Origin of the sequence: Halorubrum sp. Atlit-26R, from assembly GCF_003666015.1 — an archaeon.
In the GTDB taxonomy this organism is placed as follows: domain Archaea; phylum Halobacteriota; class Halobacteria; order Halobacteriales; family Haloferacaceae; genus Halorubrum.
Genome location: NZ_QPLT01000027.1, coordinates 1 through 21,582, shown reverse-complemented (window position 1 = coordinate 21,582; position 21,582 = coordinate 1). Strand labels below are relative to the sequence as shown.

Annotated in this window: 23 protein-coding genes and 3 pseudogenes; 24 read left to right on the top strand and 2 right to left on the bottom strand. The window is 59.2% G+C overall.

All coding sequences use genetic code 11. The features are described from left to right. The 22 genes and pseudogenes from DVK07_RS18440 to DVK07_RS23775 all read left to right on the top strand — a co-directional run. A pseudogene (locus DVK07_RS18440) lies at positions 1-191 on the top strand (hypothetical protein); the annotation flags it as partial. Beyond that, complete coding sequence (locus DVK07_RS18435; RefSeq protein ID WP_121598378.1) at positions 184-2,391, top strand: VirB4 family type IV secretion system protein; 2,208 nt, start codon at positions 184-186, stop codon at positions 2,389-2,391. The pseudogene DVK07_RS18440 and the gene DVK07_RS18435, both read left to right, overlap by 8 nt. Beyond that, positions 2,384-6,682, top strand: a complete 4,299-nt coding sequence (locus DVK07_RS18430) for an ATP-binding protein (protein ID WP_121598377.1) — start codon at positions 2,384-2,386, stop codon at positions 6,680-6,682. Before DVK07_RS18435 ends, DVK07_RS18430 begins: the two co-directional genes overlap by 8 nt. Before the next feature lie 376 nt (positions 6,683-7,058). Next, positions 7,059-8,312 (top strand): hypothetical protein, encoded by a 1,254-nt coding sequence (locus tag DVK07_RS18425; protein WP_121598376.1) that lies wholly within the window; start codon positions 7,059-7,061, stop codon positions 8,310-8,312. 74 nt (positions 8,313-8,386) lie between these two features. Then, positions 8,387-8,824: a hypothetical protein gene (locus tag DVK07_RS18420; RefSeq protein ID WP_121598375.1), complete on the top strand. Its 438-nt coding sequence runs from the start codon at positions 8,387-8,389 to the stop codon at positions 8,822-8,824. A 277-nt stretch (positions 8,825-9,101) separates the two neighbouring features. After that, positions 9,102-9,515, top strand: coding sequence for a hypothetical protein (locus DVK07_RS18415; RefSeq protein ID WP_121598374.1), 414 nt, complete (start codon positions 9,102-9,104; stop codon positions 9,513-9,515). A 183-nt stretch (positions 9,516-9,698) separates the two neighbouring features. Further along, the gene (locus DVK07_RS18410) at positions 9,699-9,989 is read left to right on the top strand and encodes a hypothetical protein (RefSeq protein WP_121598373.1); all 291 of its coding nucleotides are present in this window, start codon (positions 9,699-9,701) and stop codon (positions 9,987-9,989) included. Next, positions 9,989-10,312, top strand: coding sequence for a hypothetical protein (locus DVK07_RS18405; protein WP_121598372.1), 324 nt, complete (start codon positions 9,989-9,991; stop codon positions 10,310-10,312). The genes DVK07_RS18410 and DVK07_RS18405 overlap by 1 nt, the downstream gene beginning before the upstream one ends. 106 nt (positions 10,313-10,418) lie before the next feature. Continuing rightward, on the top strand, positions 10,419-11,126 hold the full coding sequence (locus tag DVK07_RS18400; protein ID WP_121598382.1) for a helix-turn-helix domain-containing protein: 708 nt from the start codon (positions 10,419-10,421) through the stop codon (positions 11,124-11,126). Between the two features lie 9 nt (positions 11,127-11,135). After that, positions 11,136-11,666: a hypothetical protein gene (locus tag DVK07_RS18395; RefSeq protein ID WP_121598371.1), complete on the top strand. Its 531-nt coding sequence runs from the start codon at positions 11,136-11,138 to the stop codon at positions 11,664-11,666. 669 nt (positions 11,667-12,335) lie between these two features. Then, complete coding sequence (locus DVK07_RS18385; protein ID WP_121598370.1) at positions 12,336-13,232, top strand: SOSS complex subunit B family protein; 897 nt, start codon at positions 12,336-12,338, stop codon at positions 13,230-13,232. A gap of 187 nt (positions 13,233-13,419) precedes the next feature. Beyond that, positions 13,420-13,848 carry an SWIM zinc finger family protein gene (locus DVK07_RS18380; RefSeq protein WP_121598369.1) on the top strand — a complete coding sequence of 143 codons (429 nt, stop codon included), beginning with the start codon at positions 13,420-13,422 and terminating at the stop codon, positions 13,846-13,848. Positions 13,849-13,940: 92 nt separating this feature from the next. Continuing rightward, on the top strand, positions 13,941-14,861 hold the full coding sequence (locus DVK07_RS18375) for a transcription initiation factor IIB family protein (RefSeq protein ID WP_121598368.1): 921 nt from the start codon (positions 13,941-13,943) through the stop codon (positions 14,859-14,861). A 94-nt stretch (positions 14,862-14,955) separates the two neighbouring features. After that, on the top strand, positions 14,956-15,831 hold the full coding sequence (locus DVK07_RS18370; RefSeq protein WP_121598380.1) for a hypothetical protein: 876 nt from the start codon (positions 14,956-14,958) through the stop codon (positions 15,829-15,831). Positions 15,832-15,969: 138 nt separating this feature from the next. Continuing rightward, positions 15,970-16,158 (top strand): hypothetical protein, encoded by a 189-nt coding sequence (locus DVK07_RS18365; protein ID WP_121598379.1) that lies wholly within the window; start codon positions 15,970-15,972, stop codon positions 16,156-16,158. Positions 16,159-16,249: 91 nt separating this feature from the next. Continuing rightward, the gene (locus DVK07_RS18360) at positions 16,250-16,630 is read left to right on the top strand and encodes a hypothetical protein (RefSeq protein ID WP_121598367.1); all 381 of its coding nucleotides are present in this window, start codon (positions 16,250-16,252) and stop codon (positions 16,628-16,630) included. 68 nt (positions 16,631-16,698) lie between these two features. Further along, a complete protein-coding gene (locus DVK07_RS24285; RefSeq protein WP_394338892.1) occupies positions 16,699-16,785 on the top strand; it encodes a DUF6735 family protein in 87 nt (28 codons plus the stop codon). Between the two features lie 218 nt (positions 16,786-17,003). Continuing rightward, on the top strand, positions 17,004-17,408 hold the full coding sequence (locus DVK07_RS18355) for an SHOCT domain-containing protein (RefSeq protein WP_121598366.1): 405 nt from the start codon (positions 17,004-17,006) through the stop codon (positions 17,406-17,408). 61 nt (positions 17,409-17,469) lie between these two features. After that, positions 17,470-18,120: a DUF6735 family protein gene (locus DVK07_RS18350; protein ID WP_049902125.1), complete on the top strand. Its 651-nt coding sequence runs from the start codon at positions 17,470-17,472 to the stop codon at positions 18,118-18,120. A 73-nt stretch (positions 18,121-18,193) separates the two neighbouring features. Further along, positions 18,194-18,598: pseudogene (locus DVK07_RS18345) on the top strand (hypothetical protein); the annotation flags it as partial. Positions 18,599-18,716: 118 nt separating this feature from the next. Further along, the gene (locus tag DVK07_RS18340) at positions 18,717-19,208 is read left to right on the top strand and encodes a hypothetical protein (protein ID WP_007344278.1); all 492 of its coding nucleotides are present in this window, start codon (positions 18,717-18,719) and stop codon (positions 19,206-19,208) included. Between the two features lie 6 nt (positions 19,209-19,214). Beyond that, a complete protein-coding gene (locus tag DVK07_RS23775; RefSeq protein ID WP_007344277.1) occupies positions 19,215-19,580 on the top strand; it encodes a hypothetical protein in 366 nt (121 codons plus the stop codon). A gap of 193 nt (positions 19,581-19,773) precedes the next feature. Here the strand turns inward: DVK07_RS23775 and DVK07_RS22390 are convergent, their stop codons facing one another. Then, a complete protein-coding gene (locus tag DVK07_RS22390) occupies positions 19,774-20,265 on the bottom strand; it encodes a hypothetical protein (protein WP_147441212.1) in 492 nt (163 codons plus the stop codon). 228 nt (positions 20,266-20,493) lie between these two features. Between DVK07_RS22390 and DVK07_RS18330 the strand changes: the two genes are divergently transcribed. Together DVK07_RS18330 and DVK07_RS24240 are read left to right on the top strand one after the other, a co-directional pair. After that, on the top strand, positions 20,494-20,889 hold the full coding sequence (locus DVK07_RS18330) for a hypothetical protein (protein ID WP_121598365.1): 396 nt from the start codon (positions 20,494-20,496) through the stop codon (positions 20,887-20,889). Between the two features lie 82 nt (positions 20,890-20,971). Further along, entirely contained in the window at positions 20,972-21,466 is a 495-nt protein-coding gene (locus tag DVK07_RS24240) for an HNH endonuclease (RefSeq protein ID WP_121598364.1), read from the top strand. A gap of 18 nt (positions 21,467-21,484) precedes the next feature. Here the strand turns inward: DVK07_RS24240 and DVK07_RS18320 are convergent. Continuing rightward, positions 21,485-21,582, bottom strand: a pseudogene (locus DVK07_RS18320) (IS5/IS1182 family transposase); the annotation flags it as partial.

Genomic DNA, 21,582 nt, shown 5'->3' with positions numbered 1-21,582 from the left:
ACGACGTTCGCGCCGAGTTCATCCAGCAGGCGTCCGGCTGGTCTGCTCGTCGACTCAGTACGGTCGAACTGTTCGTTCTGAACATGGACTTCTGGAACGGACGAGAGCACGACTACGACGACGCAGAGCGTGTTGTTCGCGAGCAGCCGATCATCGGCCACTCGCGCCGGGAGGATGAGACCAATGTATAACGTCGTCCTCCAGACGGGTGGCGGGTCTCTCACCCAACTCACAGAGTGGCTACGAAATCCAACGTCACCCGAGGGTGCGGCGATTTACCTTCTGTTGGTTGTAGTCCTCGGAGTCGTCGGGAAACTCCTTTGGGACCGGTACACCGCCGACGACGAACCCGAAGTCGACTTCTCGGATGTCCTTGACGAGGAGACGCTCGAAGAGGGACACGCAGAAGGCCAGCTCCTCGATGACATCTCCGAGTCCCACAAAACGGTGACTGCGCCAGCAGCCATCGAGTGGGGAACACGAGCCGCACGCGTTGGCGAGCAGTGGACGACGACGCTCTACATCACGGATTACGCCGACTACCCGAGCGACGGCTATCTGAGCGACCTCTTCGAGCTGACCGATGTCGAATTCGACCTCACAGCCCACATCACCCCGAAGAACCAGCAGCGAGCGCGGAACGAACTACAGGACATCGCTGACGACCTCCAGGTCGACGCCGATCTTGAACAGAGCGTCCGGAGTGCGTACCTCCAGGAGCGAGCAAACGAAGCCGCTGCGACCTACAAGGCCGTCGAGAGCGGAGCGAACGTCTTCGACCAGGGGATGTTCATCACGGTTCGCGCCAACAACAAGGACGACCTCAGGGACTCGGTCCAGAAGGTCAAGAGCGCTCTCCGCGACGACCCGGCGAACCTCACACCGAAGACCGCGATCTGCCGGCAAGACCTTGCGCTCCAGTCAGCTGCCCCCATCGGAGACAACGTATTCGGGCGCGAATCCATCGCGCTCGGTGGGGCCGTTGCCGCACTCCTTTCCTCGCCACATAACGCGACGATCCTCGAGGAGGGCGGGGTCGAATTCGGGATTCACAAGGACAACCAGAGCCCCGTCGTCATCGACCCGTTTGCCCGTGACAACGGGTATGCGATGTTCACCGTCGGTGATACTGGGTCCGGGAAATCGTTCGGCTCGAAACAGAACTTCATCCGCTCTATCGAGCAGAGCAAGGACCGCATCGGCATCATCCTCGAACCGCTCAACAACTGGGCGGGCGTCTCCGAAGCACTCGGTGCGAAACGCATCACCGTCGGTGGGACGCTCGGTCTGAATCCTCTGGAGATCCGCCAGACACCCGACCACGTCCAGCGAGCGATGGGCGAGGACGCGAGCCCGTTCAACGAGAAGCTCGACGACGCGATGAGCTTTTTGACGAACTTCTTCGCACTACGGGGTATCTCACTCGGTGACCGCCGGACGACGCTCGAACTCGGCCTCAAGCGCGCCTACAAGCGCAACGACATCACCGACGACATCTCGACGCACGGCAACCCCAGCCCGACCATCCGGGACATGATGGACGTCTTCGAGGATATGGTCGATGACCCCGAGGAGTTCGTCGTTCGGTCCGACGAGGAGGCCGGGAAGATTCGCGAAGACGCGACGTGGCTTTTGGACCAGCTACGCCCCTTCGAGGGAGAAGGTCGCCACGCCAATCTCGGGAAGCCCTCGGAGTTCGACATCCGTAACGAGAAGGTCATCTATCTCGATCTCGCCCAGCAGGAGGGCAGTGTCGACAGCAGTACGGCGCTGACGATGCAGTTGCTCATCTCGCTTGTGTACGAGCGGGCGAAAGAGACGGACAAGGAGGTCGTGTTCGTCATCGACGAGGCGCGGTACATCATGCAGGACGCCGCGAGTCTGGCGTTCCTTGAAACGGTATTCCGACATCACCGTCACCACGACCTCTCGATTCGGCTCGTCACTCAGACCGTCGACGAGTTCTTCGAGCACGCCGAATCCGAGGCTATTCTCGACCAGTGTGCCGTCAAGCAGTTCCATCGCCTAGACGGCATGGACGACCAATGGGCCGACGAGTTCGGGTTGAACTACGCACAGATGCGCTACGTACAGGACGCAGTCCCCGGTAACGAGGACGCTGGGTTCTCCGAAGCGCTGGTCGGCGTCGACGGCGAGTGGCGCGGCATCAAGGTCGAGGCAATGCCCAAAGAAAAGCAAGTCATCGACTTCGATCCCACCGAGCGGCGGCGTTCCTCGCTCCCCGGCGCTGGCGAGGAGGCCGTCGATACCGACATACGGGAGTTCCGTGAGGAGCTTGAGACGCAGGCGACAAACGGGGAAGAAAAATCGACGGAGCGAGCGCCAGTGGAACCTGATGGCGGTGCGGAGGTGAGCGACGATGATGCGTGAGTATCTTCGCGTGACGCCAACCTCCGAACGCCTCAATCCGGAGCGTGTGCCGCAGGCACTGGAAAGCCTCCACAAACTGACCTCAGCAGACTCAACGGAATTAGCTGACAAACTCAATCCTCTACATAGCGAAACACCGCTCCGATTCGAATTTCTCGCGCTCAGTGAGGGTGCAGGCGATCCCGTCGAGTTCTACTACGGTGCTGACGAGCACTTGAACACCCTTGAGAAACGTCTCCGGTCGATCTATCCCGAGACGTTCGACATCGAGCGTACCGAGGTCGACATCGCATCCCGACTCGTACAGCCTGTCGAATTCGACCGAGAGACATTCGTCGATCACTATGAGTCGGGCGAGCTCGCGTACGAGTTCGGCCCTGACGAGCACTACGAGCTCGAGGATGACGATGAAAGTCAAGCGGAAACTGAATCAGCTGTGGATGGAGGGACGGTCAGCGACCAGTCCGCCGACCACGTCATCGAAGTTGGGGATACTGCCCTCGAACTCGCTCCACCAGCTGCGATTCCCGAGGGTGAGCCACTCACGACGCTTGCCAAACCAGCGGTCACAGCAGAGGGGACGATACTCGCCCGGCCAGCGACCGAGACCGTCTCCCCACTCGGCGTGCGGTGGCAGGGGTCGGCCGCTCGAAAGCAGGACTGGATGACCTCACTCTCCCCGGTCACTGCCGATGACGAATCGGAACTATCAGCCGTCGATCAACCTGGTGGTGCGCTCGCGTCGCTAGTCGACCACCTAGTGGAGGCGGCAGCACCAGTGGCGTTCCAAGTCGTCTTCCAGCGCCGTACAAGCTGGCAGTCCGATGCCGACCTTCGCAAGGAGGGCATCATCGACGGGCGGGACACACTCGCCCAAGAGATTGTTGGCTCCCTCTTCGAATTCGACGGCCAGTCGGAGAACAGGGACAAAAACCAGCTGAGCGATGCGGTTGCAAAACGTGTCGAGGCGATTGAGGCGAAAAATCCGAAGCGGTCGTTCACTGCGAATATCCGAGCAATCGGGATTCCATCTAGTGACGACGGTCGCGGTGAACTCGATGAGCGAATGCAATCACTTGTCCCGGTATTCGACCCACTTGACGGGCCGTACTACGAGGTTACGGCCGAACGAATACGCGACAGCGGCTTTCGGGCAGCCACGAAAGAACGGAACGCACGAGCAGCGCTTCAGCGGCTCTTGGATCGTGAGATCACGACCGGCCGTGGGAAGATCCGTCCCGATTTCGTGCTGAGTGGCCGAGAGCTCGCGAACTTCGTACTCGTACCCTCCTCGGAACAGCTTACTGTCGAGGGGAAACGTGGGGCGCGTGCGGAACAGCAGAGTCGGAATCCATTGCCACGCCCCCACCAAGATCTGATGAATGAGTTCCGTGACGGAATGGCAATCGGGTATGCCCTCGGCGACACCGGCGAGGCCGAAGACGAGCCGACACATATCCCGCCCCGACTGTTGCCCACTCATTACGGCCGGTTCGGAACAACCGGCTCCGGGAAGTCGAAAGCCCTGATCAACGATCTGCTGTCGCTGTACGACAACACCGAGGGGCCGACGATCCTCATCAATCCAAAAAACGACAACATGGTCCAGAACTATATGCGGGCTCACGCGCGTCGGTTTGGAATGACCGACCTCGAAGAGAACGTCGTCCACTTCGCAGTCCCAGACGTCCTCCCCGGGTTCTCGTTTTTCGATCTCGAACCGTCGATGGAGAGCGGACGGCGCCGCGAAGACGCCGTCCAACGGAAGGCCGACCACTACGAAGAGATTTTGAAGCTCGTGATGGGCACCGACCGCTACGAGCGGGCAACTGTAGCTCCGACCCTCATCCAGACACTCATCAAGGCACTGTTTGACGAGGAATACGGGCGTGAGAACGGGCAGTACCGAGCGTCGACTGACTACTTTGCCCACCGACAGCTGGAACACGCCGTTGACCAGCTCTGGGAGGCCGGGCCACCGAACGAGAACATCGGCGACGCCCCGCGGTCGAGCAGCGAGGAAGTCACACGGACGATCCGGCGACAACTCCAGTTAGATTCGAACACCTTCGGGAACGTGATGGGCGGTGTTGGAAACCGTCTCGCTTATATTTCACAGGATACGCACCTGCGTCAGATCTTCAATAATACCGAGAACCAGTTCGACTTCCGGGATCTCCTCGGCGAGGATACAGTCATCCTCTTCGACCTCGGTGACCTCCGCGACGACGCCGCCCGAATCATGACCGGTGTGATCCTGACCAATCTCGATGCAGCCCTCAAGGATCGGAAACGGGCGCTCTCCCAACACTCGGACGACTACGTTGTGAACTTACTCGTCGACGAGGCCGCGTCGGTCGTGGTCTCCGACATCATGAACGATCTTCTCGAGAAAGGGCGAGGGTTCCGGCTCTCTGTCGGCCTGTCGATGCAGTTCCCCGAGCAAATGGAGGCTGAAGGCGGCCGGAAGATATACCTGAACGCCCTGAACAACATTGGGAGTTCACTCATCGGGAAGATCAACGTCGACCGGGAACTGGCGCGAGCGATGGCCCACGAAGAGATGGATCCCACGGATTTCGCCAATCGGATTCGTTCGTTGCCGCGGGGAGAGTGGATTGCCAGCCTGCCGAGCCCAACGTTCGGTGAAACGGGACCGTATCCGTTCAGTCTCGAACCACTCCCGATTCCACCGGGTCACCCCGAGAGCGAGGCTCCCCTCACAGCGCGTGAAGAGGAGCAGTTCACTGAGACGCTCTCCTCGATGAACGAACACATCAGTGATAGACACGGTGTGCCAGCTGAGCCAGATACCTCAACAACAACCGCACCTGCCGACGGACACGATGTCTTCGATATCGCGAGCGATGACCTAGACGGTGCGATTGCGAAGGTGGTCCGGAGCCTCCAGCTTCGAAAAGGATGCCGTGAGGAGAACGGTTGGCTGGCCGTCGAAGCAGTCGACGACGAACTCAGACGACTCTTCGCCGACGTCGACGTCGACCCGCCATCGTATGATGCACTCGCAGATATTCGGAAACGGTCACGATACCTCGATACGACCGTCGATATCGACGCCGACGAGCTTCGCATCCGGCTCACTGAAGCCGGTAAAAAGGTTTCAACACCTGATACTGGTGGCGTGCAAGCCGCTGGTGGGAGTACCCACGACGAAGCACTCCTCCAGATCGAAGAAGAGCTCACCGCAGTCGGCTTCACGGTCTCGATCCTCGCACAAGATGGCAGCGAGAAACCTGACGCGAGGGCGAGCCACCCCGACGTTGACGACCGATTCGCTATCGAAGTCGAAACGACGACCCCAGAGAATCCCGCAAAGGTACTTACGAATCTCCGGAAAGCCCAAGAGGAAGGGGATATCCCGCTGTTTGTCGTTCGACCAGGAAACGACGAAACGGAGTGGGCTGAGCGGGTCGACGGCATTCTCACGCCACCCGTTCGCACCCTCCAGAATGGTGAGACGCGGTTCTACACGACCGACTCAAATCTCACGTTCAACGGCGGAGCGACCGAAGAAGGTGGGGTGACAGCCGTGCGACCGGCGAGCGGCGACGAGAGCGGGACCCAGAACATTTGGTGGCGTGATAGCGACGAGATCGCCCTTCGAGATGCCAGCGGGACGGAACACATCCGCCTCCCATCGCTTGGAAAACTCTCGAAGGATCGTGTTCCAGCCATCTACAGCTACGACCACGCTGCCGACGAGTACGCCGTATTCGAGCACGGAGAGCAACACATCTACGAGACGAAATCAGCATTCGAGGACGACTGGGTGCGCATCAAGAAACCATTCGTCCCCGAAGCCGAACTCCAGACGCCCCATTATAGCTCCACGTCGTACGCTATCGTCATTCTCCCTGAGGAAGGCGACCCGGTCGTGTACGATACTGACGGTACGTACTCGATGGACACCTTACTCGATACCGTCACCACAAGTGAGTGCGAAGAAACGACAGGAGAACAGGCTGGCCATATCCAGCAGACGCCTCAGCCATCGATTGACGATATTGCTGATGATCCAGAGGCGGTTGTTGAGCGATTCGCAGAGACCCACCTCGTCGAAGACCCGCAAAGCAGAGTAACCGCCGGAGATGTCTACGAAATCTACGAGCAGTGGGCTGAAGCTCACGAGATAGATACAGATAGCAAACCCTGGTTCGGTCGTCGGCTCGGAAAATATGTCTCGTTCGAGCGGAAGACGGACAATGAGAACGGCGACTCTGTTCGATACTACAAGGGGCTTGCCCTCAGATCAGAAGAGAACAGGAGGTGAATTTGATGCCATCTAAACTCAGCTCCAATTCTACTGTATGTGGCAATCTAAGTCCGTATAACAGGAAATCTGATTTAGGTTACGGCAACGGCGGTGCATATCGTCTCCACAGAACCGAAATCAGCAGACAGCAAGGGGTTACGGCAATCAACCGAAATGCCGTAACACAAGCATGCTGGAGAGATTTTGCCGTATACACGTATCGGGTACCTCAAACCCGGGATTTTGCGTATTTGGATGATCTGTTACGGCAAAAACCAACTAGTATAGAACAGGGGGTCCCCGTTGGGACCAAGGGATTGGATCGAGACGCAGAGCAGCGTGAAGTCTGTGCTGTCTCAGAGCCAGTGAGAGCCATGCGAGGTGCTTGAAGAACATGAGTAAGAGAATCATCGACGAGTCGGAGGCGATTCCCGAGACGCTACGTGAACGCGACCAGTGGGTGTGCTGGCGGGAAGCGGAACGAGACGGCAAGCCGACGAAGATTCCGGTGACACCGGGGGGTGGAGGGTTCGCGTCATCAACTGAGTCGGATACCTGGGCGAGTTTCGAGATAGCACTTGAGTACACCGAGACAGCGCACGCCGATGGCGTCGGCTTCGTGTTTACTGACGACGACCCCATCGTCGGCATCGATCTGGACGACTGCCGCGATCCCGAAACCGGCGACGTCGACGAGAGGGCGTTGGACATCATCGGTCGACTCGACTCCTATACGGAGGTATCGCCGTCCGGCACCGGCTACCACGTCCTGATCAGCGGCGAACTCCCCAACGGGCGGAACCGTCGCGGGAGCGTCGAACTGTACGACACGGCACGCTTTTTCACTGTCACTGGCGACCATGTCGATCGGACACCCACTCGCGTTGTACGCCGGCAGGACGCGCTTGTGGCGATTCACCGCGAGTACGTCCAGGACACCGACACTGAATCAGCATCCGATCCCGAACAGCGTGGTGGCGCTGACGAGGAGTCACCGACGACCGGTGCAGCTGACGTTAATGTCGACCTCGAAGACGAGGACCTCCTCGAGAGAGCGCGAAACGCATCGAACGGCGAGAAGTTCGAGCGGCTTTGGAACGGGAATACGGTCGGCTACGACAGTCAGTCCGAGGCCGATATGGCGCTGTGCTGTTTGCTGGCGTTCTGGACCGGCGGCGACCGGACGCAGATGGAGCAGCTGTTCCGGCAGTCAGGATTGCTTCGGGAGAAGTGGGACGAGGTCCACTACGCTGATGGGTCGACGTATGGGGAGAAGACCATCGAACGAGCGATTGCGACTACTTCCGAGTTCTACGACCCGAACGGCGGCGCCGATACCGCAGACGACACCCGCGACGGAGCGTCTCCAGACGTCGGCGCTGCTGACTCGGAGCGGAGTCGCGCGTATCTCGCCGAGAAGAATCGGATATTGAGCGAGCGTGTCGACGAACTCGAGGCGACACTCGCGGAGAAAACCGAGCAAACCGACGCTCTCGAAGCGGAGATAGAGCGACTCACTGACAAACTCGCCACCCGTGGCCAGGAGGAGGAGTCCCAAGGCGAGCACGTCTCTACTGCGAGTAAAAACAACGATGAGTCAGAGCCATCCTCTATGTTGAATCGATTTTTCGGCGGTGGGTCCGAGTAGCGCCACGACCGCAACGGCACGTCTGTCACCCCCACCAGGGGGTGGCGGGGCACATCACGTGCCCCGGATAAACGATGGCTTCGGAACGAACGACTCAGACACAGACCGTACAGCAAGCAGCAACCAACTCCGACGGGGAGGCCCCGTGGGCGAACCTCGAGGTGACAATCCCCAGCGGTCGAGATCACGCATCGCTCGTCGCGCTCGTGGAATGTGCCCTCGTCGAGCTGACTCACGAACACGTCGGGGCAGTCGTCGTCGCCCAGCAGGTGTGGGGGACGAAGCGCACGCAGTACGTCGCCGTCGACGACGTCGGCCAGCAGTTCCAGAAGCGGCACTTCGACAGCCGACTTGGGTGGAACGAGACTACCGTCCCTCGAAAGATCGTTCGTGACGAGCTCATCATCCAGCTCACTCGATCGGCATCCCCGCCGGCGGAAGCGCGAGAGGCAGCAGACAGCGAGACGAATACGTTCTCCGTGAAGCCAGTTCGAGAACTCCAGACACCATAGCCCACACTCTTAACCAACACTTCGGACCAGTTCTGGCGCAATGTTGGTTAAAAATGTTGCCAGAGTGTATGCCCTCAACCCCCGCCAACCGCCCTGTTCCTTCACGACGTTGCCGTTATCGAGAGTGTCATACAACTGTTTCCACACCAACGGTTTCAGGCCTCACCCATCGCTTAGTACAGGTGGTGCAATTACCAACGACGCCCAGCTCAAGTGAATTACCGGAACAAGGACAAATAGTCAAAAAGCCTATTGTCACTACTATGTGGTTTCAGGTATGTCCTTGAAGCGGCGAGTCATTCTCTTGGGCGGTGCGGCAACGGTCGGATTCGGGGCTCTTGGTTACTATGGGATAACGAGGTGCGACGAGGTCGCCTGTTTTTCTTTTGAGTTTCAGGGTGCTGACCATGTGGCTAATAGATTAGATGTTCAGCATACGGGTGGCCAGGAGAGCCTACAAGCGGGTGATGTGTACTTCCGCGAGGTTGTTGTTGACTGGGAGTCCCGAGAGACAGACACCATCACATGGTCTGAGTTAGATGATGAGATGGAGCCAAGCGACACGATTGATGGCGATGAAATACGGCTCCAACTCTTGTGGGAAACAAACGTTGTGGAAATCCTGTGGCGGCAGGAGGGTGAGGAGACACTCATCGGAGCATGGGTTGACGAAGACGACGATGCTAGATAGGCACACTTATTTAACGACTGGTTCGACTACACAAATATTGAAATAAACCCCTAGAAGCGAGTTCCATGACATCCTCGTTATTGACTACCGCGATCTACACCGGGACTGACACTACCCCGCTGTAGCTGTTTATCAACGCCGCGAGCCGTGTAGCGCGCGACCATGAGCGCTGCGTGACTCACCATGCCTGGTCCCGATCCACACGACGATACGAGTAGCGACCACGAACAGTTCGAGAAGGAACAGCTCGCCCAGGACCGCGACGCCGCCGGCGTCGACACGGCGGACGTCAACGACACGACTGCCCGTCACCTGGTCGACGATCTCATCGACGTGGATGTCGTCACACCCGTTCCCGAGGATCGCGTCCTCGTTCACGAGCCGAGTGGCACCCCTTTCAACTATCCGAGGCAGCTTGCTGTCTTCCACCGTGGCTGGACAGCCGGCCGCGACGCCGACGCGGAGGGCGAGTGATGCAGCAGACGCTCACGGGGTGTGCGTTCTGCGACGCGCCGCCCGGTACCGAAGCTGGCGAGGCGCATACCTGGGGCGAAGACGAACGGGTCACCCATCCCATCTGCGTCGACTGCGCGATCCAGACGGAACCAGATCCCGACGAGCGCGATCACTACGCCTGCGACGGCTGTGGACAGGTCGTCGACGCCCTCGCGGCACTCACCCGCTTTCGTGTCGAACTCGGGCAGCTCGAGGGAGCGCTCCACCTGTGTGCGCGATGTAGTTCTGACGGGCCCGCAACATACTGGACGCGAGATCTCGAATCACACGTTGTCGAGTAGCCGTTCAACTCAATGGAGCGTTCCCCGGCGTCCATTCAGATAAGGCCAGTAGTGTATCACTCGCCACACCAATAGTGTGAAGTACACGAACTTCGAACTAACTGCTATGACTCCTGATGGCGATCGCATTCGTCCGGATGGTGGAATCGGCACGCTGAATCCGCCACCTATCGACGTACTAAACGAAGATACGCTCGAGCCGGAGACGCTAGCCGAGAACGCTCCCCGACTCGAAACAGTCGTGGAACTGCTCAACCGCCCAGCACTGGCCCGCGTCTACGTCTACATCTGCTACTGGGGCCCGGTCGCTCCTCCCGAAATCATGGAAGCGCTCGATCTCTCGAAATCGACTACCTACGAGTACGTCGATCGGCTGGTCGACCTCGGCCTCGTCGACCGCGACGATTCGACGCGTCCCCAGCAACTGACCGCCGACCCGATCATCATCGTCGAGCAGTACGTCCCGATCGTCATCACACCAACCGTCCTCCACGCCCTCGCGCTTCAGGAGGTCGACGAGGACATCGAGTATTTTGTGGACCGGTACGGCCTCGGGAAGCTCATCGCCGCGTTGCGCGGCGCCGGGCTCCACTTCGCCGGGAAGACAACCCAGCGGATGGTTGCCAACGATATTGACGTTCGTGAGACGGAAACGATGATGATCATCTACGCGCTCAAGCCGGCACTGGCCGTCGGCCGGGAGCACGATCCATTCTTTGAGTACCTCTTCCCGGATGTAGACGACGAGATGGACCTCCCCGATCTCGACGAGATGGCTGACGCCCCGACGGACTCGTCGGACCCCGATAGGTGAGTCCGTCGGATGGGTCGAGACACGCCATTATCGGCTGACCAGGACGTCCTCGTCGACGCGAATATCTTCTACGCGATCGGTCGGCCATCGAATCCAAAGTACCACCGATTCCGAACCGCAGTCCAACACGCCGGCGTCATCTGTAAACTCCCAAGACGCGTGATCGGTGAACTCGGTGGCCCAGAGACGGACCGTGTTCGGACGGCACTCGACGAGGGCTGGGCTGAAATCATCGACGCACCCTCACCGACTGATGGCGACGCTGTCGCAGCAAGCGATATCGCCAGACGGACCATAGCGAGCGAAACCGACCAGGCCGAGCACGAGGTCGAAAAGACGGACACAATTCTTTCAGGGCTAGCCATTCAGTACGTCAGAGACCGCTCGACAACGAGTGTAGTTGTACTCACAGACGATCAGCCGGTCAAGAAGGGCATCGAGAACGCAGTCCGAGCACAAGGGTACACGGACGCAATCACCGTCTACGGATTGTCGGACATCATCGGCGACGATCCCGGCGACTCGATGCGACTGATCTAGGTCAGGAGGCGGCTGGTATTCGAAAAACCCTCGGCCGCTCGGCATCCCGCGCCACACGCTGCGCGCCTCGTTCTTGTGGTGCTAGCGGGGTCGAGGGACGCCCGAGACAGCCTCGTCCTTTCTGAGTCCACCAAGACATTGGCTGGTTCTCCGAGCGACGAACCCGGTTGAACGATGTTTCTCCACGGGCCCGCCCCGCTCGCCGCTGCCGCCCTCCGCGTCGCTCGCGACCGACCATTCCGGGCATGCGGGCGCTCTCCGCACCGCACGCGCCCGTTCCGGGCTAAAATGAATCTGGTCTCGACGCCAGCGGGTATCCCCGTCGGTTGCGCCCCTTGCGGGCTTTCGCGTTCCAGCGCTTTGTGCCGCCTGCGCTGTCGCGCGCCACACGGCGGCGCGCGTTCTCGACGACAGTCGCCCTGGACACGGTCCCGCGCATCGGGCCGGACACGAGCGGGCATATCCCGCTGGACGCTTGCTCCGGGCGGGTCGGCGCGCGGTTCTGGTTGAGTGGCCTCCCTTTGGCGCGCTCTCGCTCGCGCCCAAGGGCGCTCGCGAAGGCGCGAGCGAGAGCGCGTAGATGGTTCTGTCGGGCGGTGTCGTCGAAGAACCGCGATGTAGGAGCATCGCGGTGTCGGGCGCGTGAGCGCCTTCAGGAGTTGGACTCCAATGTCAAGTAAGAACGTTACTAGTCAAGTAGTTTCGGTCGATGAACAGGGATTCGAAAAAGCGGACGAAGCGGCGGTCGATGAAGATGGCTTCGAGGTCGTGGATGAGACGCCGGAGTTCCGGGCAACGGTGCAGATGGAGGTACAGGCGAAAGTCGATTCCAACCACCCAGACGCGCGCGTCGAGGAAGGCCCGGATCACATGTTCGGAAAGACCCTCGAACAGGAAGAGCGCATCAAAGCACGAGAGGCCGAGTTGGCGCACATTAGTGCCCAAGCTGACCTCAGCCAGCAGGAGGGACGTGCGAAGCGGACGCGAGACATCGCGGCGAAGCGGAGTGCTGAACGGCGTATGAAGTTCCATAAGCGGGCGGCAAGCGTGAATCCGATGGTTGACCCGGAGCGAGATGATCCTCGTGTAGAACTGACCCAAGAGCAGTTGGCGGCGGTGAACACACAGTCGATGCGGCTGGCGGAGAAGTTGGACGGCTGGTCACCAGCGGCGATTGGCCGGCGGCTAGGTGAAGCCGTCGTCGGAGGCAAAGATATGATGAGTGCGGTCGTGGGGGTGTTCGAGGAGTTACAGACGGCACCGGGACAGGTGGTTCCCATTGGGAAACTCGAGAGCGTCAATCGCAAAGAGGTGAGTGTTGCGGGTCGGGTCGAGACATTGTGGGATCCCTCACATCCGAGCATCGCTCAAGTTGGGCTGATCGCGGACGACAGTGGCAAAACGCGGATAACGATCTGGGAGGCCTCAAATGCTCCGTGGATTCAAGAAGGCGAGCGCGTTCGCATTCACGGGGCGGCACGGAACTGGTACGAAGGACGCGTCTCACTAGCCGTCACTGGGTGGAGCACCGTGATGTTCCCCGAGCGCGGTCGGTGGTGGGAATAGCCAGTCGTCGCGACTCTCTTTTTTGCTACGTGCCGGACCGACCCAGGCCCCGCCGCCCCACCCTCCGCTCCGTGCTCGCATTCGCTGCGCGCGCAGCCACGACCTTGACGACAGATCAACCCGCGAGCCACTGAGAGTTTTTGGCGCACCAAGGGGTGCGGCGCACACAGAATTGCCGTGTCTCTCAATGGCTGAAACACTACTCGACAATCTCGAACCAACGAATCGTGTACTCAAACGCGCTCAGTACGAAGCGTTCGAATTTTCGCTTCTTGATGGTGATGTCTGTGTTCGCAACGGGAGCCATCAGAACCCAGCGAACCACGAATACCGCGTCACTGTCGTCGACGGTGTTCCAGCAGCTTGTGAATGTCCTGCTGACGCTGTGTATGATGGTCCATGTAAGCACCGGGCCGCCGTCGCCATCCGACCGCGAATCCTCGATATCGCAATCAAGATGCGAACTGTCGCCGACGGGGGAGTTGTAGCCGACAAAAAGCGGCTGGCAGACCAATCCGGTGACGCAGACACAGCGCAGTGCGATTGTGATGGACTGGCCGACAACTTTCCCTGCTGGAAGTGTGTACGAACTGGTCGCCGAAACCTCCACGAGTAGCTCAGGAGACATCCACGCACCGCCACGTCCGCAACTGTTTATTTTCCCCTGAAAGGGGTGCGGGATGAAACAAGACATCTCGCAAACTACCGATGGCAACGAGACACATCTACGAAACCGGCTTCGACGAAGACGTATCGAACACCAACACGCCGTGTCCTGAGTGTAAGGGCCAAGTGAGAACAAATAGCGTCGAAACTATCTGCGAGGATTGTGGACTCGTCATTAACGAACAACAGATCGATTACGGACCTGAATGGGGAACTCATGATCAAGACGAGCGAAGGCGGACGGGCGCTCCACTGACCGCGACACGTCATGACCGAGGGATTTCGACCGAGATCGGTCGCGGGAAAGATGCGAACGGAAACGAACTCTCCGGACGAAAGCGACAGCAGCTATCCCGAATGCGACGTGAGCACACTCGTGGTCGATTCCAGTCGAAAGCCGAGCGGAACCTCGCACATGGCCTGGGTGAAGTTCGAAGAATTGCGAGCGGGCTCGAGCTGTCCGAGTCGCTCCACAACCAAGCGTGCCAACTCTTCCGCAGTGCCCAAAACGAGGACCTCCTACGGGGACGCTCGATCGAGGCGATGGCCGCCGCGAGCGTCTACGGCGCGTGTCGCTGTAACGGGCAGCCGCGAACCCTCAACGACGTCACCGATTCAGCACGCGTCAAGCAATCACGGGTGACGAACGCGTACACGACGCTGAATACGGAACTTGGCCTGCCAGCCCAGCCCATGACTCCGAGTACGTTCGTTCCGCGGTTGGCGTCGGAGCTCGACGTCTCCGATCAAATTCGACAGCGAGCCCGGCGGTTGGCGGAAGCATCCGAATCGACCGGGGCAACAACGGGAGTCCAACCGTCCGGATTCGCCGCAGCCTGCCTGTACAAAGCCGGCCTCGAACAGGGGTGGTGGCTCACTCAGTCGGATGTCGCAGAAGTTGCGGACATCTCGGTGGTCACCGTGCGGACCCACCGCGACACTATCGACGAATTGGCTGTGTAGAGCTCACGCCCTTGTGCCGTATTCCTGTTAGATGAGTAATTTGAGAACCATCGTTTAAATCCGAAAACGAAGCATGATACGATCTGACTACTCTATGACCGGCCGTTACTCTGACGATGAAGCCCTCCGACCAGTTGGTGAAGCGAACCACGTTCCTGACGACCAACTCGCCAGTAGTGGTGAGCCTCGACGCCAGCGATCTGAGAGCATCGATTCGGACTACCCAGATAACCCGACAGCGGCCGGAACCGAATGTGCGTCCTGTCGCGCGTCGATCCCCGCCGGCCAGTCGAAGTGCCCGTTCTGTCTCACGAATTATCTCGGCGGTAACGCCACCAGCACGAACGAGTCAGCGTCGACGACGGTCCTCGGCATCGTCCATCTGGTCGTCGAGTCGACCACGTTCTACGGCGCTGTCGCGAAGGGCGGCGCCGCGGCGACCCTCCTTGCTGCCAACGATGCGGAGCCGGCCGTCAACGACTACTCACTCATCTACGATCTCGACGAACCGCCGGCGCGCCAGCTGGCCGATCAATGGCCCTCACTCCCCGAGGCGGTACAGGTGTCCTCAGATGAGGGAGAGCGGCTTCTCAGTGTTGCCCGTGACCGGGATGGGTGGCACGGGCAGGAAGCATCGGAGCGTCAGGAGCAGGCCCCGACGCGGCTCTACGACCAGCGTGGGGACGGCATCCGCGACGCGTCGCGTCTCGACGGGGTCCTCGATGACGCCGACGACGCGGTGTGGCTGGTTCCAGCGATGGCGCTGACCGAATCCAGAGGCGAGGCTGCGGCTGATCGCCAGGTATCGTCGGTACCGACGACGCAGGAACTCGAATGTCAAACCTGTGAACGGGCGACCGACCATCGGTTCAAGAGCCACGAATCGGTCCCGGATGAGGCGTGGACGGGCCAACCGATCTGGGAGTGCCAGGTGTGTGGCTCGGCTCGCTACGGACCCAGTCTCGAGTAGCGCCAGTGCTGGGCGTCGATTAACCAACACCCTGCGAGTAGCGTCGAGGTTCGTTGGTTAAGGCCGCTATCTCCTGCAAGCCCGACGCCAGTCTCGATGGTGGGTCTTTCCGCGCCGGCGAGCGGTGAGGCGCTTCCGATGGAGCAAGAGTTCAAACAAGGGTACCGGATGCATCGTGTACTCAGCAATCTCAACCGACTCGACGTCGACCGATTGGACGCCGCCGATCGAGAGCGAGTCGAGACCGCGAGAGACCTCCTGGAGGAGGTGAGGCTTCTCACGCGGCCGGGCGACGGAGCCGGGGCGGACGCCCACGCAGACTCCTAACTGGCGTCGCCGACCACGCCCAGGAAGGCACCTCTCACATTGGTTTATCGCCCCCGACAGGGGTGCGGGGGGGACCCCGTGAAGTCCAGACATGGCGACACTACAAGCTGCGACGACGTCAACCGGCGCGATCGTATCGGATCCGCAGGCAGTCCGCGAGCTCTGTGAGAGCTACTGCTTCGGGACGCTCGACTGGGAGGTGACCGAAGACGGAGAGCTCACCATCTGGGGGTACGACGACTTTGAGGTGTACGAGGCGCGGGAGAACGGCCTCCCAGACTACGAGGGCGACATCGTGACCCACGAATTCCTGCGAGAACTCGCCAACCATCTCGAAGCTGACGAAGAGTTCGATATCCAGACGGCGGGGTTCACCAAGTGCCGCTTCCCCGTCCTGGCCAAGCGGTACGTCGTTCGCGACGGCGAAGTCCTCCACGTGGACCTCAGTTCCCCCGACCCGATCGACGAGTAGCGTTGTTCGTCCCCGGAGAGGGGTGCGGGGCCATCCAGTCGTGGGTCGTCCTGCGAGGTGATTGTTCAATGGGCCACCGCGCACTCGTTGCGTACGAACGAACTGACGGACAGTACACGCTCCACTACTCACATTGGGTCCAGCGGCTCTGTTGAAATCCTAAGGAGCTGATAGGATTGGTGTGCGAGATACAGAGGGTGTAGTCAGCACGGGAACTCCGTTATTTTCTCCATCTAAATCCAGAACTAACCGATAGAACGTGTCTGCTGACTCGCTAGTATTCCGTCCCGCTAACCAAGCATATATACCTCTCCTAGAGGGGTTCAGTCTCACTTCCGCGATTTTTAAGTTGTAAAATGGTCACAGAGGGATTGTGTACGAATTGGTCCACCGCTATGCCCCCCAGAGCCCCGCTGGTCGAACTGCGATCGCTATCATCGGCTGTTTGCTCGGTGTCCCCGCGTTTGTGCTCGGACTCATCGGACTGAGTGGAAACGTTGCGGCAGGCCTCTTGTTTCTCTTGGTCAGTACAGTAATACTCGGAATATCAGGACAATTAACACTAGGCGTCGTCCGTCAGGCGAATGCGGCTCCAGCATCCAGTCCACAGGACGACCAGCAGATAGACGACGCAAATGAGACACCGATTGAAACGCTTCGACGACGATACGCGGAGGGCGAAATTGACGACGAAGCATTTGAGCGACGTCTCGATCAACTCATCGAAACGGAAGAACTGGAACAGCAGAAGACTGAGGGAGAACGTGTGTTAGAGTAGATATTTATACTGACTGAATCGATCTATCCTGATTTTGTCACTGCGACATGCCACATTCGCGCTGTGTATTCAGCATAGCCTCTCCAAACTATCAGCATCTGAGGACTTCAACAGAGCCGGCGCAGCGAACGTGAAGCTCAAGCACCGAATCTCGGCTGAGTTGCCGTTTGGTGGCGACGACACCGAGTTCAAGTGGGCGAAACAGCTCCTCGCAGAGTTAGCCGATGGCCTCGAGGCAGATGCGGTCGACGGCTACCTCGCTGGCCAGGATCGACCGTCGACGGTCGTCGAACCGAAGCCCCGCGCTACCGGGCTCACCCTCGACGAGAACTTCGCTGACCATCTCGACTACCTTCACCACGAGGCGTTCTTCGTGGTGTCGACGACGTTCGAGGTGACCGCCTATCGGACGCTGTGGTTCGGGCACCAGTACGACTCGGAGACAGTCGAACAGGGAGAGACGGTCGGGAACGGCGCGCTAGCGACGATGCACTGGTACGATGGCGAGCCGGTCGGCGATGGCCACCTGCAGGGCCAGTTCGCAGCCCTCAAAGACGTCGTCGGCGATATGCTCGACAAGGGCGTCTTCACGCCGTCGACGGCGAGACAGTACCTGAAACGGAAGCTGGCCGAGCGAGTCGGAGACAGACAGGAGCTGCTCATTCCGACCGGAGAATCACCCTTCGAGAAGGCGAGCTTGAACCACTCCTAGTTCGATCTGCTTCGTGGCAGGTCCTGTTTTTCGGGGTCGGAATGGGTGAGCCCCGCCGTAGGCTCATGATTCGATGACATCAGAGGACGACCCGTTTCACGACTGCGAGTTGGATCCCGAGGCGATCCTCGGAACACACACCTTCGAAGATGTCCTGTTCACCGACGAGACGGAAATCCCGGTGAACGTGCTCACCGGCGAGACACCGGCACGTTCGCAAGCAACCGTCGAGGAAGCGAAAGAGTTCGCGGCAAGTATCGACACCGACATACCACAGATCGCGCTTCCGGCATCGGTTGAGACGCAAATCGAGACTCAGAGCAAGCCCTACACGGCGGCTGTGTTCTTCCACTTCAAGGCTACCGGATCCCTCGAGCGTCACCGTTCCTACCACGCCGCCTACGAGTCGGACGCGTTCGTGGTCGACTTCAAAACGGACTACAAGTCCGGGGATCTGGCCATCGCCGTCGACCAAGCGACGAATCCTGAGAACCGACCGCCAGCGCGAGTTTTTTCGAGCGCCGGCGATGGGTGCCGGCGCAGCAGGGGCGAGCGAGCATTGACTCCGGGTGCGTCGGCGATTCGAGGTGTTTGAGATGCACATGGTAATTTACGCCCTCGTAGAAGAATCGACCCACGACGACGCGCTGGCCACCGGAAAGACGGTGTTCGACCGCCTGGTCGGCGCAGACCCACACGCTGGCACCGTCTTCGACTACCACGTGGCTTTCGATGAGGAAGACACGTCCGTTGCGGGGAAGGCGCGATGGGGCGATCTTCCCACCGCCGCACCCGTCAACTCCGACGACGGCCAGGATCTCCTCGAGCGTGGCTGGGAGGCGACGAAAGAAGAGTTCGAGCGCAACCTTGAGCGGGTGAAGGAAGCGCTTGACGAGAACTCAGACGAGGAGATCATGCGTGACAAAGACCTCGCCCGCCACGCGTTCCATCAGGTTGGTGCGTACGACGGGCCGACGATCTTCCTGTACAACGAATACGCGAACGGCATTCGTCACCGCGAACAGCTAGATCGAGTTCTCGAAGAGAGCGAGAATCTCTGGATCGTACCTGCCGACGTCCACTTCTAACCGACAATGCCACGGATCACTAACTGGGCACGAGAAAGTCGTACACCGACGCTCGCGTATCAAAACACCGAGACTGGCGCTCGGGCTGTCCAACATCGAGCACCAGACTCCTACCGCCACAAATGGCGGGGCGCAATCCTCGTCGACGGCTACCCAATATGGTCGCGAGGGTACGAGACGAAAGAGGCGAACACGTTCAGAGACGTTCTCCGCGACCAACCTGCTCCCGAGATGAGTTGTCCGGAGTGTCTGGACGGCGACGTGGTCGTCGGTGGGAAACCTGCTGACGGCGCGAAGGTACAGCGCTGGTTCGAGTGTCGAAACTGTGGGTACGAAGCATCCTCAAGGATCGTGTACGGCGCCGAGCGCTGAAGGACATACTCGCATTTACAGAGACGTGGCTTTGTTGAAATCCTATTCTTCGGATACACCATCGACTGAAATATATGGTCGCTCAAGAGTGCGTATCTTGTATGAGATATCCTCAAGGTGGCCAACAAGATTGGTCAATACAAACAGTCTAGTTGATGATTGTGACTGTTTCCGCCTGCAAATACAGTACGTGCTAGAAGTCGAATGTACCCGCGTTTTCGGTTGCGCTGATCGTCCACCAGAAGCCACCATTACTTCCCACTTTCCCGGTTAACATGCGTCCGATCGGTTCGTCATCCGGAACGGGTGAGTAGACCACGTGGCCGCCTTCGTCAGCTGGCGGCTGATCGTCCACCGTGAACTCAATGGCGTACCACGCGGGTTCGGTGAAAACAGAGTCGTACGTCTCACTGCTGCCAGGTTCAAGCGTCGACGAGGCTGTGAGGTTCTGCTGTGCCGGTGAGACTGTCGTCTGACCAGTAACTGCATACGTTTCCTCGCCCGGCGCAGTGCCGACATCCGTGACACGCATTGTGAATGAGTGCGGGGCAGTTTCGTCGTTGTTGACGAACCTGAGGCTGCCAGTCGGTGGCTCATCAGACTGATCGAGTGAGCATCCTGCGATGCTCCCGAGAGACGCCGTGCTAACTGCTGTAAGAACTGCGCGTCGATTCATAGAGGGCATATTCCAGGCATGAAAGAACGGCGTCAAAAAGACCCTGTATTCAATACGTAGAGAACAAAGGAGACGGATCTACGTCGGCAAAATACAGGTAGCGAATCTACAAGTTTCACACTCTGTACTAATCGATTGAAGGAGTGAATCTATCAGCTTCTGAGGATTTCAACAGAGCCAGAGACGTTTATTTCTGGGCCGGATGGGTGGCCCGTCTCAATCGGGCCAGATTCACAGATGAGTTTGGAAACCATCGACCGACACAGTGAGGCACTGTTCGAGTTCCTCTGGTGTCCCGTTTGCGGGCACGAGGTATTCAGCCACATCCCCTTCGAGGGAGTGTTTTGCAAGAACTGTAACACGGAGGTTGAACTCCAAGAAGCACGGGAAACACGTGGCTACGAGGAGGCTGTCCTCGCCTGCTTCGACACCGCCACGACCTGGAACCTCCACGTTGACGAGAAGCTCCGGCGCGACCTGCCTGATGGGTCGGCTCGGGTGAAGGTCCTCGGTACACCGGGCATCTACGAGGTCGACTGGTGGAGCCCCGAACCCGGCGACAACTGGGAGCCGGTCGAACGTGGCGAATTCGACGACGTCGACGAACCTGCAGACATCTCTCACCTCGCGTAAGGGGAATGCAGTCACCGTGGCTGTTTTTTGCCCCCTGAGGGGTGCAGGGGCGCTTGAAACGGCGTCTGCCGTCGAACAACTCATGACTAGTACAGAAACACCATGGAGAGACGAATCACTCCTCCAGAAACTCTACTGGGAGCAGCACTTGAGCACGAACGAGATTGCCGACGAGTGGGATTGTGATCAAGCGACGGTCTGGAAGTGGATGGATCGCTTCGATATTCCTCGTCGTAGTGCCTACGAGGCAGCCACGAATAGACGCCTTCATCCGGCTGTCTTTACTGACCGTGGTTACGTAATATGCGCGTCGAACCACCGTGGAACAACCGATTCAGTTGGAATCCATCGACTAGTGATGGTCGCAGAGCATGGATTTGACGCCGTCGCCGGGAAACACGTACATCATCGAAATGGGATCCGGTTCGACAACCGACCAAGGAATCTCGAACTCCTAAGTCGAGGTGAACACGCCCAACGACACGGGTTTGGGACGGATATACGACCACCATCCGAGGAACTCGCCTACTCAAATCAGGAACGCGATGACCAGGGGCGATTCAAATTGCTGTGTTGAATAGATGCTGAGTCGCGTTTACAGCGGCTCACACAGTGGTTCTATGTTGGTAATGGCGAACATCAAGACGATTTCACGGAACTGCCGATACCAGCCAAGCGCTCGCACGGCATCGC

Bases quoted from the DNA above. Each gene is read 5' to 3' on its own strand.
- DVK07_RS18435 (WP_121598378.1), top strand. From the start codon at position 184: ATGTATAACGTCGTCCTCCAGACGGGTGGCGGGTCTCTCACCCAACTC.
- DVK07_RS18430 (WP_121598377.1), top strand. From the start codon at position 2,384: ATGCGTGAGTATCTTCGCGTGACGCCAACCTCCGAACGCCTCAATCCG.
- DVK07_RS18425 (WP_121598376.1), top strand. From the start codon at position 7,059: ATGAGTAAGAGAATCATCGACGAGTCGGAGGCGATTCCCGAGACGCTA.
- DVK07_RS18420 (WP_121598375.1), top strand. From the start codon at position 8,387: ATGGCTTCGGAACGAACGACTCAGACACAGACCGTACAGCAAGCAGCA.
- DVK07_RS18415 (WP_121598374.1), top strand. From the start codon at position 9,102: ATGTCCTTGAAGCGGCGAGTCATTCTCTTGGGCGGTGCGGCAACGGTC.
- DVK07_RS18410 (WP_121598373.1), top strand. From the start codon at position 9,699: ATGCCTGGTCCCGATCCACACGACGATACGAGTAGCGACCACGAACAG.
- DVK07_RS18405 (WP_121598372.1), top strand. From the start codon at position 9,989: ATGCAGCAGACGCTCACGGGGTGTGCGTTCTGCGACGCGCCGCCCGGT.
- DVK07_RS18400 (WP_121598382.1), top strand. From the start codon at position 10,419: ATGACTCCTGATGGCGATCGCATTCGTCCGGATGGTGGAATCGGCACG.
- DVK07_RS18395 (WP_121598371.1), top strand. From the start codon at position 11,136: ATGGGTCGAGACACGCCATTATCGGCTGACCAGGACGTCCTCGTCGAC.
- DVK07_RS18385 (WP_121598370.1), top strand. From the start codon at position 12,336: ATGTCAAGTAAGAACGTTACTAGTCAAGTAGTTTCGGTCGATGAACAG.
- DVK07_RS18380 (WP_121598369.1), top strand. From the start codon at position 13,420: ATGGCTGAAACACTACTCGACAATCTCGAACCAACGAATCGTGTACTC.
- DVK07_RS18375 (WP_121598368.1), top strand. From the start codon at position 13,941: ATGGCAACGAGACACATCTACGAAACCGGCTTCGACGAAGACGTATCG.
- DVK07_RS18370 (WP_121598380.1), top strand. From the start codon at position 14,956: ATGACCGGCCGTTACTCTGACGATGAAGCCCTCCGACCAGTTGGTGAA.
- DVK07_RS18365 (WP_121598379.1), top strand. From the start codon at position 15,970: ATGGAGCAAGAGTTCAAACAAGGGTACCGGATGCATCGTGTACTCAGC.
- DVK07_RS18360 (WP_121598367.1), top strand. From the start codon at position 16,250: ATGGCGACACTACAAGCTGCGACGACGTCAACCGGCGCGATCGTATCG.
- DVK07_RS24285 (WP_394338892.1), top strand. From the start codon at position 16,699: ATGGGCCACCGCGCACTCGTTGCGTACGAACGAACTGACGGACAGTAC.
- DVK07_RS18340 (WP_007344278.1), top strand. From the start codon at position 18,717: ATGCACATGGTAATTTACGCCCTCGTAGAAGAATCGACCCACGACGAC.
- DVK07_RS23775 (WP_007344277.1), top strand. From the start codon at position 19,215: ATGCCACGGATCACTAACTGGGCACGAGAAAGTCGTACACCGACGCTC.
- DVK07_RS22390 (WP_147441212.1), bottom strand. From the start codon at position 20,265: ATGCCCTCTATGAATCGACGCGCAGTTCTTACAGCAGTTAGCACGGCG.
- DVK07_RS18330 (WP_121598365.1), top strand. From the start codon at position 20,494: ATGAGTTTGGAAACCATCGACCGACACAGTGAGGCACTGTTCGAGTTC.
- DVK07_RS24240 (WP_121598364.1), top strand. From the start codon at position 20,972: ATGACTAGTACAGAAACACCATGGAGAGACGAATCACTCCTCCAGAAA.